Origin of the sequence: Synechocystis sp. FACHB-908, from assembly GCF_014698595.1 — a bacterium.
Taxonomy (GTDB): Bacteria; Cyanobacteriota; Cyanobacteriia; order Cyanobacteriales; family Microcystaceae; genus Synechocystis.
This window is the reverse complement of sequence record NZ_JACJTH010000052.1, coordinates 19,884-31,742: the sequence shown is the minus strand read 5'-3', so window position 1 is coordinate 31,742 and position 11,859 is coordinate 19,884. Positions and strand designations below refer to the sequence as shown.

Annotated in this window: 17 protein-coding genes and 1 pseudogene; 10 read left to right on the top strand and 8 right to left on the bottom strand. The window is 42.2% G+C overall.

Annotation, left to right across the window (positions count from 1 at the left end):
- Positions 1-230 (bottom strand): annotated as a pseudogene (locus tag H6G46_RS18260) (hypothetical protein); the annotation flags it as partial.
- A 512-nt stretch (positions 231-742) separates the two neighbouring features.
- On the opposite strand from H6G46_RS18260, the gene H6G46_RS18255 reads away from it, so the two are divergent.
- Positions 743-1,093, top strand: coding sequence for a helix-turn-helix transcriptional regulator (locus H6G46_RS18255; protein ID WP_223211232.1), 351 nt, complete (start codon positions 743-745; stop codon positions 1,091-1,093).
- A 35-nt stretch (positions 1,094-1,128) separates the two neighbouring features.
- On the opposite strand, the gene H6G46_RS18250 is transcribed toward H6G46_RS18255, so the two are convergent.
- Positions 1,129-1,359, bottom strand: coding sequence for a hypothetical protein (locus H6G46_RS18250; RefSeq protein WP_041428267.1), 231 nt, complete (start codon positions 1,357-1,359; stop codon positions 1,129-1,131).
- A 243-nt stretch (positions 1,360-1,602) separates the two neighbouring features.
- On the opposite strand from H6G46_RS18250, the gene H6G46_RS18245 reads away from it, so the two are divergent.
- Together H6G46_RS18245 and H6G46_RS18240 are read left to right on the top strand one after the other, a co-directional pair.
- Complete coding sequence (locus H6G46_RS18245; RefSeq protein ID WP_199303660.1) at positions 1,603-2,025, top strand: hypothetical protein; 423 nt, start codon at positions 1,603-1,605, stop codon at positions 2,023-2,025.
- Between the two features lie 57 nt (positions 2,026-2,082).
- On the top strand, positions 2,083-3,216 hold the full coding sequence (locus tag H6G46_RS18240; RefSeq protein ID WP_011153649.1) for a hypothetical protein: 1,134 nt from the start codon (positions 2,083-2,085) through the stop codon (positions 3,214-3,216).
- Positions 3,217-3,694: 478 nt separating this feature from the next.
- Here H6G46_RS18240 and H6G46_RS18235 read toward each other — a convergent pair whose 3' ends face one another.
- A complete protein-coding gene (locus tag H6G46_RS18235; RefSeq protein ID WP_011153650.1) occupies positions 3,695-3,985 on the bottom strand; it encodes a hypothetical protein in 291 nt (96 codons plus the stop codon).
- A 43-nt stretch (positions 3,986-4,028) separates the two neighbouring features.
- A complete protein-coding gene (locus H6G46_RS18230) occupies positions 4,029-4,313 on the bottom strand; it encodes a hypothetical protein (protein WP_011153651.1) in 285 nt (94 codons plus the stop codon).
- A 165-nt stretch (positions 4,314-4,478) separates the two neighbouring features.
- Between H6G46_RS18230 and arfB the strand changes: the two genes are divergently transcribed.
- From arfB to H6G46_RS18200, 6 genes are all read left to right on the top strand, one after another.
- Positions 4,479-4,892 (top strand): alternative ribosome rescue aminoacyl-tRNA hydrolase ArfB, encoded by a 414-nt coding sequence (gene arfB, locus H6G46_RS18225; protein WP_011153652.1) that lies wholly within the window; start codon positions 4,479-4,481, stop codon positions 4,890-4,892.
- A 154-nt stretch (positions 4,893-5,046) separates the two neighbouring features.
- Positions 5,047-5,469, top strand: a complete 423-nt coding sequence (locus tag H6G46_RS18220) for a putative toxin-antitoxin system toxin component, PIN family (RefSeq protein ID WP_011153653.1) — start codon at positions 5,047-5,049, stop codon at positions 5,467-5,469.
- A 3-nt stretch (positions 5,470-5,472) separates the two neighbouring features.
- The gene (locus tag H6G46_RS18215) at positions 5,473-5,688 is read left to right on the top strand and encodes a toxin-antitoxin system HicB family antitoxin (RefSeq protein WP_011153654.1); all 216 of its coding nucleotides are present in this window, start codon (positions 5,473-5,475) and stop codon (positions 5,686-5,688) included.
- 20 nt (positions 5,689-5,708) lie between these two features.
- Positions 5,709-6,527, top strand: coding sequence for an Rpn family recombination-promoting nuclease/putative transposase (locus H6G46_RS18210; protein WP_011153655.1), 819 nt, complete (start codon positions 5,709-5,711; stop codon positions 6,525-6,527).
- Between the two features lie 147 nt (positions 6,528-6,674).
- The gene (locus H6G46_RS18205) at positions 6,675-7,445 is read left to right on the top strand and encodes an Rpn family recombination-promoting nuclease/putative transposase (protein ID WP_011153656.1); all 771 of its coding nucleotides are present in this window, start codon (positions 6,675-6,677) and stop codon (positions 7,443-7,445) included.
- Positions 7,446-8,009: 564 nt separating this feature from the next.
- Positions 8,010-8,225, top strand: coding sequence for a hypothetical protein (locus tag H6G46_RS18200; RefSeq protein WP_011153658.1), 216 nt, complete (start codon positions 8,010-8,012; stop codon positions 8,223-8,225).
- Between the two features lie 83 nt (positions 8,226-8,308).
- Here H6G46_RS18200 and H6G46_RS18195 read toward each other — a convergent pair whose 3' ends face one another.
- From H6G46_RS18195 to umuD, 3 genes are read right to left on the bottom strand one after another with little or no spacing between them, the layout of a single operon-like run.
- Positions 8,309-8,458 (bottom strand): hypothetical protein, encoded by a 150-nt coding sequence (locus tag H6G46_RS18195; RefSeq protein WP_158711138.1) that lies wholly within the window; start codon positions 8,456-8,458, stop codon positions 8,309-8,311.
- Positions 8,459-8,465: 7 nt separating this feature from the next.
- Positions 8,466-9,728, bottom strand: coding sequence for a Y-family DNA polymerase (locus H6G46_RS18190; RefSeq protein WP_011153659.1), 1,263 nt, complete (start codon positions 9,726-9,728; stop codon positions 8,466-8,468).
- A complete protein-coding gene (gene umuD, locus H6G46_RS18185) occupies positions 9,725-10,159 on the bottom strand; it encodes a translesion error-prone DNA polymerase V autoproteolytic subunit (protein WP_011153660.1) in 435 nt (144 codons plus the stop codon). The genes H6G46_RS18190 and umuD overlap by 4 nt, the downstream gene beginning before the upstream one ends.
- Before the next feature lie 134 nt (positions 10,160-10,293).
- On the opposite strand from umuD, the gene H6G46_RS18180 reads away from it, so the two are divergent.
- Positions 10,294-11,124 carry an Rpn family recombination-promoting nuclease/putative transposase gene (locus tag H6G46_RS18180; RefSeq protein ID WP_011153661.1) on the top strand — a complete coding sequence of 277 codons (831 nt, stop codon included), beginning with the start codon at positions 10,294-10,296 and terminating at the stop codon, positions 11,122-11,124.
- A gap of 56 nt (positions 11,125-11,180) precedes the next feature.
- Here the strand turns inward: H6G46_RS18180 and H6G46_RS18175 are convergent, their stop codons facing one another.
- Positions 11,181-11,405: a hypothetical protein gene (locus H6G46_RS18175; protein WP_011153662.1), complete on the bottom strand. Its 225-nt coding sequence runs from the start codon at positions 11,403-11,405 to the stop codon at positions 11,181-11,183.
- Positions 11,406-11,859 lie beyond the last annotated feature (454 nt).

The window sequence follows — 11,859 nt, the reverse complement described above, 5'->3', positions numbered from 1 at the left end:
CTGTGGCTAAATAGTAACCCTGCATCAACTAATTGATTTAGGGCACGATAGAAAGTAGTCTTGCCGATGCCCAGGACTTCCTTGGCCCTTTCCCAAGTGATCTGCACCTGGCGGTTCCCAAAGGGATCAAGGCGGCAAATCCATAGCCAGAGCTTATGGGCGGACTTTGGTAAATCGGCGGCGATTAACTGATCGATGGTTTGGCTGGTTAGCTTGTAGAATTGAGTCATATTAAATGATTTTTTGGGGGCGTTGGGTGCTCAAGGCCCTCCGCCTTTTTTATTTGGGTAAAGGATAAAAATTGTGGAAGTAAGTTCCTAAATTGCAATTTGATTTTCAGCATTGAGCCATTTTTGGCAAATTTGAGGTCTATTTGCGTGAATTTACGGAGATAAGGCGCTGATCTGATTGATGCAATTAAGTTCTGAAAGTGTCTAGTTGCAGGTATAAAGGCTTAAGGTAAACCTATGCTAAATAAATTAGATACTGTTTAACTGAACAGCCAGGAAAAGAACGTGCCTTGATATACAAAAACTCATAAGTTACATGAATCCTAGTCATAGATGTTTCTCTGGAGTATCCTGAGTTTCCGCCAATGCTGGCTTAAAAAGCTGTGGCATAATAGTTATGGGCTGGGTAACTATGGAAGGCTTATTGGGAATGCCTTCGACGTTATGATAGGATGCTCTTGAGGGAGCAACCTTTTAATCCTCACATAAAAGTATATTCTAGATTATCGTTGTTGGGTAAAAAAATGGACTTCTCAGAGATTTTTAACCAAAAGTTAAAGCATTGGCGAATATCAGGGAGAGCCTTAGCAGTTGCATCTGGTCGCAGTGAAACAAATATTTCTCAAATCCGTAATGGTGTAGTAAGTCCTTCAATTTCTGACTTTCAGGAATTGATTCGCATTTGTGATGATCTGAAGCCCGGTTTTGCTTCCGACTACTACTCGTCACTTTCTCCTGTAGCTTTTTCCCCCGAGCAATTTATTACCCATCTGGATTCTTCTCAATTAGCCTCATTAATGTCTGCCATTGGTCAGCGGATTAAGGATTATGGACGTGATGCTCAGTTTTTGAAGGCTAGTTAATTTTCCTCTTTCTAGATCGCCGGATAATAGGTTAATCAAAGATGGTTTAGGCCTTTCCTGGATTCTGCATTGGAGCTGGGATCGCCGTAGCTACCGCAATCAATGTCTTCGGTGCCAGTGGCCTGCCTGGTCAAACTGCGGTCATCCCCATGGATCGTGAGGGAGCCGGTGAGGGTGAGGCGATCGCCAATCTGTTGGGTGTCAGTTGAATGGCACCCCCTTTTAAGAATTTTCTCCCGGGCCTCCGTCAGATGGAGGAAGTACAAATTTAGAAGTGCGATAATCTCACTTTTCGTATTCTTGGACTTTATGGAGGACCTCTCTATCCTTTTCTAGTGGTGAACTAGATGGTGTTATTGAGATTTTTTTACCGTTTCAGACAAATTAGGAAAACTCAGTGAACGTAAAGAAATATTACATTTTAGAAATATCTTAGATTGTGTTTCTAGAGTGCGTATATCTTTAAGGGTATATCCATCGTGCAAATAAACTACTACACTGCAAAACCTATGAACAATCCTCTTCTCATGCTCAAAGACAAGACTGGCTCAATGAAAATCAAATTACTTATTAGCTTATTAATATTAACCCCAATTACAGCTTTAAGCAGCGTTGTTTTTGCTCAAAGTATGCATTCAGAACAGTCTAAAAAAGCAGAACAAAACTCGGAAGCAGCATTTGATTATGCTGGTTATTATTATGTCGAAACTTATTGTCAAGCAAGGTCGTATAATAAGCCCCATTTTGATTCTGTTAAAAATGCTACCTCTAGTTACAATGATAGGTTTAAAGTTTATATGAATAGGAATGGTGTTACAAATACCAATGCAATTGCTACTGCTTCTCAGCAAATGTTCTTTAGAAATGGTCAAGTAATTACCAACGCTATTAAAGAAACTTGTGCTTCTGTAATGGTAGGAACTGGTAGATAATTTGAAGATTAATAATTACTATGAAATTACAACAAATCAGTAAAAAAATACTTATTATTGATTGTACAGGTTACTTCTGGTTTTTTAGTTGTAGGACTTATAGCATTATTCGTATTTTATAGAAATCAAAATTATTCTTATATCGAGCTAGCTGAAAATCTTATTAATTCTTATAGTGCCCAGCAATCTACAGATGATATTAATAACCTAGAACAGTTGATTTTAGACCATGAAATTATAATTAAAAAACTTTCTGCAATTCGTAACTGTCCTTTTTTACCCTACGAGGCTGCACAAGATTATAAGCAAAAAATTGAGTTATCTTTACAACAAATAAATGAAAAAAAAGAAAATTTAATTCTTCTCAATGAATTAAATCAAAATTTTAACGAAGCTCAGAAGCTGGCTGGAGAAGCTATTAATTTAGCTAAAAATCCTCCTCATTCTATTGAAGTATGGCAAAATATCATCGATAAATGGCAACAAGCTATTATCAGATTAAATAAGATTTCTGTAACCGGGTTAGATGAGAAATTTTTATTAGAAATCAATAATAATAGAAATTTTTATGAGAAAAATTTATCAATTGCCAATCAAAGTCTAGAAAATGAACGAACTGGAAAATCTCTTTTTGCTACTGGACAAAAATTACTTAATGAAGCTCATCAGCTTAGTAATGATAACTTATTAACTAATAAGCAAAATGCTTTTAAAAAGCGTATTGAAGGAATTAAGAAACTTTCAGACATACCACCTGGAACTACATTTTCTAAAACTGCTGAGGGAAAAATCAAACAACATGGAGAAATAGTAAATGTCGAATTGAAAAAAAGAGAAGAAAAAACAGACAAAAAACAACCAGTAGAACTGGACAAAAAACCAGAAGTACAATTAACTAACGGAAATAAGATAAAAAACCCGATAGAAGATTATTTTAGAACAGTTATAAATGGCGACCGTGAAGAAAAATATTGGTGTAATTCATTCGTTGAACAATCTTTCTTCTCTCCCACGGATTACAAAATTTTAGGTGATAATTCGATTAGTAACGATCAAAAGGGTGCCATATATAAAATCAGGGTTAATGCTAGCAACGCAGCTGGACAACCAATTATTGGTACTTATAGATTCTACTTTGAAAATAAAAATGACAAGTGGTGTATTTTCGCTTTTGAAAAAGTAAAATATTAATCTCCACTATAGAATCAGCGCACATCACACTAGAACCATCGCTATCTAGTAGTGTATGGATTGATACTTGTCCTTCAGGGGCTACATCATTCTTGTTAAGTTTTGTTTAAGCTATTCTCCCACTGTCAATTAACCATCTGGGGCATAAGCTTTGTTTATTCTATCTACTGCTTAGCATAATCTACTCTTATTTCACTATAATCTACCCTTATTTCGTCGTTTTTATAAGTTGCAATAAGTATAAATACTCCCTTGCCTTTAATCGATAGTAATGGTGGTCATGTGCCCCCTCGGAATTATGTTAAGGCAGTTTAAATTTACGTTGTGCCGATAGGTAAAGTGTGACTCCTAACTTCTCTACCGATTCATCAGTTTGAGCTTGGGGAATGGTAGCCGGTTGCTCCAAGCAGAATGCAAGTAGATCCCGCTGTTGTGTGAACATATTTAGCAATCAAGGCCAATGAAATAAAACCTATTCTTAAGGGTTGGCATTCCTTGCTAGGTAGGTGATTATTCCCCCGATGATTGCACCTCCAAGAGTTAGACCGATTTGCTTCCAGTTTTTTAGCTCCCCAACTTTTTCGGCCAGATCTGGGATTTTTTGAATTGATGGCTCCAATGTGTCCAACTTAGTTTCCATCTTGGTTTCCAGTCTAATCAAGCGATTATCGATACCTGCAAGCTGTCCTTTCATTTCAGCCTGTCCCAGCTTCAACTCAACAATAAGATCTTTTAATTCTTTGAGGTCTGACTCGGTAACAGTGGACATAGTGCTACACTCCAATTAAATTTTGTGCAATAGATGGGGAGAGTTAGCGGCTCTCCCTTTCTACTTTCAGGGTAACGGATTGGCGGCGATCGCCATTAACCGGGTCGTTTTCTTTTCTAATCGCTTTGCCCAACAGTCCCAGCAATCCACCAACCAGGGCAAACAGGATGCCAACAATCCAGTTAGTTAGTCCGCCCACCCTGGTTTTAATGACATCAAGCCGTTTATCTATGCCCGCTAACTGAGCCTCCATTCTTGCCTGGCTCACCTTGACCTCAATGACCAAGTCTTTCAATTCCTTTAGGTCTGTATCAGTAACGGTTGCCATGGTGAGTTAGAATTCCTTTTGCGTATCAAATAGGATGGGGAGATTTAGTGGCTCTCCCTTTCTGCTTTCTAGGGTAACCGATTGGCGGCGATCGCCTGGGTTTCCATACTTTTTCCAGGGCTAACGATTCCTCATTTTTGTCATAGGTGAGAAAATAAAAATATTATGTTGCAGATAACTAAAAGCCTCAGTATTGCCCTAACAGAAATCGAAATGACCGCTCTTCGCTCCCAGGGAGCAGGAGGTCAAAATGTGAATAAAGTGGCCTCCGCCATTCACCTCCGCTTCGATATTGGGGCATCCTCTTTACCCGATGTGTATAAGGAACGGTTGTTAAACCTTAATGATCAGCGCATTACTAAAGATGGCATTGTGGTTATTAAAGCCCAATCCCACCGTACCCAGGAGCAGAATCGAGAAGAAGCCCTAAAACGACTCCAAGGGTTAATCAGTAGCGTTATAACTTTACCTAAACCACGCAGGCCCACAAAACCAACCCGCAGTTCCCAACGAAAACGTCTGGATGCTAAAACCAAACGCAGTGCAGTTAAGGCCCTAAGAAAATCAATTGATGAGTAGAGTAGTTTTCATTAGGCGATCGCCATCACGGATGAGCCTTTAAACCCCTAGTAAAATCCTGCCTTAACCTCTGGTAACTCATCCCAAGCCGTTCGCCGCCAATGACTGGAGAAGAAAATTTAACAATGACAGTGTATGTGCTATCATTTGCTTTGTGAATAACCGAATTGTCATTGACACCAGCGTTTTTGTGGGTGCCTTGATTGGTTCTCAGGGGCCAAGTAGGGAACTAATTAGACGTTGCTTGCTGAGTGAGTATCAGCCGCTTATGGGAAATGCTTTATTTGCCGAGTATGAAGCTGTAGTGGGTCGTAAAGAGATTATCAGTCAATGTCTTTTGAGCCGCACTGAGGTTATTAGTTTACTAGAGGCTTTGATGTCAGTTTGTGAGTGGATTAATATTTACTATCTGTGGAGACCCAATTTAAGGGATGAGGGAGATAATCATTTGATTGAGTTAGCAATCTCTGGTAATGCCCACTATATTGCGACCAACAATGTTAAGGATTTTCAAGGAACAGAGTTAATTTTTCCTCACTTGTCCATTTTGAAACCAGAGCACTTATTGAGGGGCTAAACCATGGGTACTTTAACGATACGGATGCCGGATGATAAACACTCCAGACTTAAGCAGCTTGCAGAGTCTAGGGGAATTAGTGTGAATAAGTTAGTTGAGGAGCTTTCAACCATTGCTCTGACTGAATTTGATGCTTATAATCGTTTTCGGTTAATGGCGGCCCGGGGTAGTGTAACTGAGGGCTTAAAGCTTTTGGATAAGTTGGATGGATTAGATTAAACCCTTAGTAAAATTTGGGTATGTTTGACAATCTCTGCAAATTCCTCGCTGAATCATTTTCCGAAGACTATGCCGCCTGGTTGCTGGGACGACCAATCAAATTGACCAAGCTCAGTCCAACAGAATTATCCCTGGAGCCAATTCGGGCTGACTCCCTGATTTTGGAGCAATCGGAAGACTTGGTGTTGCATCTGGAATTCCAAACGGAACCTGACCCCACCATGGGGTTTCGGATGTTGGACTATCGGGTGAGGGTTTACCGCCGTTTCCCCCAGAAGACGATGCACCAATTTGTCATCCACTTAAAGCGTAGTAATAATGACTTGGTTTACCAGGATAGTTTTCAAGTGGGAGAGACTTTGCACCGTTACCAAGCGATCCGGCTCTGGGAGCAACCCTCGGAGATATTCCTCCAAAGCCCAGGGCTATTGCCCCTAGCGGTATTGACGCAGACCTCTGACCCTACATTAAAATTGAGAGAAGTAGCCACTGCATTGGAGCAGATTGAGGATAATCGAGTTAAGGCCAATCTCATGGCAGCAACCTCTGTTTTTGGAGGGATTCTGCTGGCCCCTGAGCTGATCAAGACAATTTTAAGGAGTGAAATTATGAAGGAATCCGCTGTTTATCAAGAAATTTTAGAGGAGGGTAAAATTGCCGGCAAATTGGAGGGTCGGTTGGAAGGAAAATTAGAGGGCAAACTAGAAGGTAGGCTGGAGGCGAAACTAGAAACCATACCCCTGTTGAAGAAATTAGGTCTTACAATTGTCGAAATTGCCAAGGAGTTAGACATTGATGTTGAACTGGTTAATAAATTCGTTGCTAACCAAAATAATTAAGAGTTGACATGGCCATTCGCCGGAATATGGCTTGACTTCTATTTTGGCGATCGCCTATAAACCCCTAGTAATTGTTGCCAAAGTTCTCAACTATCAGGGCGAATCAAATCGATTGGGACTTTTGGCGATCGCCGGTAGAATTTGGATATGTTTGACAATCTGTGCAAATTTCTGGCCGAATCCTTTTCCGAAGACTATGCCGCCTGGTTGCTGGGACGACCAATCAAATTGACCAAGCTCAGTCCGACGGAATTATCCCTGGAGCCAATTCGCGCTGACTCCCTGATTTTGGAGCAATCGGAAGACTTGGTTTTACACTTGGAATTCCAAACGGAACCTGACCCCACCATGGGTTTTCGGATGTTGGACTATCGGGTGAGGGTTTATCGCCGCTTTCCCCAGAAGACGATGCACCAATTCGTCATCTACCTGAAACGTAGTAACAATGATTTGGTTTATCAAGACAGTTTTCAGTTAAGGGAGACTTTGCATCGTTATCAAGTCATTCGGCTTTGGGAGCAATCATCGGAGACATTTCTGCAAAGTTCAGGGCTATTGCCCCTAGCGGTATTGACGCAGACCTCTGACCCTACATTAAAATTGAGGGAAGTAGCCACTGCATTGGAGCAGATTGAGGATAATCGAGTTAAGGCAAATCTCATGGCAGCAACCTCTGTTTTTGGAGGGATTCTGTTGGCCCCTGAACTTATCAAGACAATTTTAAGGAGTGAAATTATGAAGGAATCCGCTGTTTATCAAGAAATTTTACGGGAAGGGGAACAACGAGGCTTACTCAAGGGCAAATTGGAAACCATACCCCTGCTCAAGAAATTAGGTCTTACAATTGCCGAAATTGCCAAGGAATTAGATATTGACGTTGAACTCGTTAATCGGTTTGTCGCTAACCAGAACAATTAGAAGTTGAAATGGTCATTGGACTAAATATGGTTGATCTTTTGGCCATTACCGTAAACCCCTAGTAAAACTTAGCGATCGCCTACAACATCCTCAATGCACGGTGGTAATCCACGGTGCCACTAAATATAGACCCCACAGAAAGCCGGGCTTTAGCTGGGCGCACTTTGCCTCCCATCATTAACCAGCAAGAACTTTTGGCAATCGCCATTTACCGATTAGCGTGGTGCGGCGCACAAGGGGCAACCATCGTAGAATTCCCCGCAAGGTTTAGGGTTGTTCCTTTGGTGTTGAGCAATGATTTTTCCCCGCCGCTATACCGGCAAACCCTGTGGAATGGGGGAATATCAAAGTTCAGGCTTATCTCTTGCTGTCTTGCCCCCACTCGGGGGGCCGCCGGTCAGTGACTTTGTGCCTTGATAGTTAGCTTTCGTCCGGCGGGGGGGTGGGGAGGCAGTAAAAAAAGGGAGGGACGACGACCACAAAGTGCCGGGAACCACATCTTTATTCTTACCTTCCTGATATTAAAGTTTATTCTTTTTTCTTGGTTTAAATGAAACTAGAAATATGCTCAAATTTATAGGCATTGCATTACTTGCTGCATTGGTAGGCTATGCTTTTGGTGTTATGGCTGGAATCTTCATTGTCAATAATTTCTCCACTAATGTTCAGGATAAACCCTTGGAATTAGCGATGACCTCAATCTTTTTCTTTGGCCCAGTGGGAGCTTTGATAGGATTGATTATTGCAGTTGTGTATCAACTTTTACACCGATATTTATGAGTTCTTTATATCCCTGATAAAAAATATGTTTAAAAAATCTTAATTGGATCTTTGAAATATATGATTGATTATGGATAGATCGCCTACATTCTCAATGCACGGTGGTAATCCACGGTGCCATCAAATATAGACCCCACAGAAAGCCGGGCTTTAGCTGGGCGGACTTTGCCTCCTATCAGTAACCAGCAAGAACTTTTGGCGATCGCCAGTTGGTAGGCTTTACGCTGCGCCATCAAACTCCTAATAAAATCCTGCCTTTACCTCTGGCAAATCATCCCAAGCCGTTGTAAATCGGGGAGAGCGTAGGTCGGACTTCATCCGCCAATCCTGTTGTTGCCCGAAAATACCAAAACCCAAAGTTTCCCTGCCAAACTTTTGATTAAGCTGGTCCACCGTCAACATAAGCCGCTGTTGCCGTTCCGTATCCCGTGGTTGTTCAAAAAGATCGCCTTGCACAATGCGTTCCGACTGTAACCCGGTCATTATCACGCCAGCTTTTTTGTAGGGATGATGGGGTCGAAAGATTTGTTTGAGGCTGGTTTGAGCCAATTTAAGTAATTCTGGGGTGTAATGGGTTGGAGTCGGCAGGGCAATCGTCTGGGAGATGGAAATTGGTTGCTCAATGAAGAAGCTGGTGCGGGCAAAAATAATCATCACTGCTGGGGTTTGCTGTTGTCGCCGCAGTTTCTCCGCCGCCCGACTGACAAAAAAGGCGATCGCCGTTTGTAATTCATCCAATGTCGTTACCGCTTGAGCAAAGGAACGGGAAACGCAGGTTTCTTGCTTTGGGTTAGGAATTAGTTCTAGGGGTAAACAGGAAATACCCTGGAGTTCTAGTAATAGCCGTTGCCCCACGACCCCCATTTTTTTGCGGATAAGTTCAGGATTGGCTTGTTTGAATTGCAAGGCTGTTGAGACGCCCCTAGTGGTAAACCACTTCTCTAACCGTCGTCCAATGCCCCAAATATCGGCGATCGGCATCGTTGCCAAAATAGTATCAGCCGCTTCTGCTTTGTCTAAACAAAATGTTCCAGCCCCGGATTGTTTTGCCACATCAGTTGCCACTTTAGCGAGTACCTTAGTGGGGGCAATGCCAATAGAAACGGGAATGCCTACCCATTGTTTAAGGCAACGCCGAATTTCTTCCCCATAATTTGTATTACTTTGATTTGGAGTCAGTTCCAGAAACGCTTCATCAATGGAATAAATTTCCACGACAGGGCTAAATAATTGCAGGCTGGTCATTATCCTGTGGGATAAGTCGCCGTACAAACAGTAATTGGAAGAAAAAACCTGAATATTATGTCGCTCAACCAAATCTCGAATTTTGAACAGCGGCACCCCCATCTTGATTCCTAAAGCCTTGGCTTCTGACGATCTCGCCACCACACAACCATCATTATTGGAAAGTACCACCACCGGCTTGCCGTTTAATAGGGGTTGAAAGACCCGCTCACAGGACACATAGAAATTATTGCAATCCACCAGGGCAATACTGTTCATAGGGGATGAATCACATTGGTGACCACGCCCCATACTTCAAAGTCCATTAAATCGGTGATGACCAGGGGCGGATAGTCAGAATTTTCAGAAGCCAGATAAATTTTTTGCTTTTCCATCCTCAACCGTTTAACCAACAGTTCCCCATTGACCACAGCGATCACCACCTTGCCATCCCGTGGCTCCAGGGAACGATCCACAATCAAAATATCCCCGGCATGAATCCCGGCTCCAATCATTGAATCCCCAGTCACTCGCACAAAGAAGGTGGCGGCAGGATGTTTGATCAGATATTGATTGAGGTCTAACTTGCCCTCTAAATAGTCCTCCGCCGGAGAGGGAAAACCGGCTGATACCGGACAGGCGTAAAGGGGCAACTCATAAACCGTTCGCCGACTGGGGCGGTAAATTTCTGGTAGCACGTTGGCAGGCATAATTTATGGGGAGAGCTTCACTATCAACTGTACTAAAACTTTTCTGGGTTGGACGTAACAGCCATAACCTATTGAGGATTTTCCCTTCCCGCCAAACTGAAGTTACTCAAGGCGATCGCCAGTAAAATTTGGGTATGTTTGACAATCTCTGCAAATTCCTTGCCGAATCATTTTCCGAAGACTATGCCGCCTGGTTGTTAGGGCGACCAATCAAATTGACCAAGCTCAGTCCAACGGAATTATCCTTGGAGCCAATTCGGGCTGACTCCCTGATTTTGGAGCAATCGGAAGACTTAGTGTTGCATCTGGAATTCCAAACCGAACCTGACCCCACCATGGGTTTTCGCATGTTGGACTATCGGGTAAGGGTTTATCGCCGTTTCCCCCAGAAGACGATGCATCAATTTGTCATCTACTTAAAGCGTAGTAGTAATGACTTGGTTTATCAGGATAGTTTTCAAGTGGGAGAGACTTTGCACCGTTACCAAGCGATTCGGCTTTGGGAGCAACCATCGGAAGCGTTTCTCCAAAGCCCAGGGCTATTGCCCCTAGCGGTATTGACGCAGACCTCTGACCCTACATTAAAATTGAGGGAAGTGGCGACTGCATTGGAACAGATTGAGGATAATCGAGTTAAAGCAAATCTCATGGCAGCGACCTCAGTTTTTGGAGGAATTTTGCTGGCCCCTGAGCTGATCAAGACAATTTTAAGGAGTGAAATTATGAAGGAATCCGCTGTCTATCAAGAAATTTTAGAGGAGGGTAAAATTGCCGGCAAACTGGAGGGTCGGTTGGAAGGAAAATTAGAGGGCAAATTGGAGGGCAAACTAGAAGGTAGGCTGGAGGCGAAACTAGAAACTATACCTCTGCTCAAGAAATTAGGCCTGACAATCACCGAAATTGCCAAGGAATTAGATATTGATGTTGAACTCGTTAATCGGTTTGTCGCTAACCAGAACAATTAAGGGTTGAAATGGTCATTGGAACGAATATGACTTGACCGATCTTTTGGCGATCGCCATTACATTTTTGCTTTGCTGTAGTCCAGTGAGGGGGGCGTGCCGGAACGCTCCTTTAAAAATGGAGCAAAGCGACCAAATAGATAAACCCCACAAACCAACAACTGGATAATCATTTTTTTAGGAGCCGGGAGAGCAAAGCGAACCGGGCGGACTATGCTTGTAGCAATTGAGCTTTTCGTACATCCGAATCTAGCAACAATGCCAAAGGCAACTGCTTTTCCCATTGGCGATCGCCATTAACCTCTAGTAAATTTTGCCTGAATAGAGGTTATTACAGAAAAGGGAAAAAACAGACGCTAAGCCTAGAATCCTTGCTAGATATAGGTTTTAGCCGTAAGTGAATGATTTACATCTATCTCGGCACGGGGGGAACTGCCTGCTGAATCTGTGATAGGCGATCTCCATAAACCCCTAGTCAAACTTGGTGATAATTGGGGAATCTCGTTTTTATCCTGGCTAAATTGGCTCAACGTGCCAAAAATGTACAATTAGAAGCCAAACCCTTACACAAAATTCTTCTCAGTACTCATATTTTGTTAGTCAATTAGGAAATTAGCATTATCCTTTACGGATTTGATCATATTCTGGTTGTAGTAAGAATTTAAAAAGATGTAAAATACTCATGGCAATTTTTACGCACATAAAGTCAACCAGTAAAGCTTTATGGCCAATCTCACT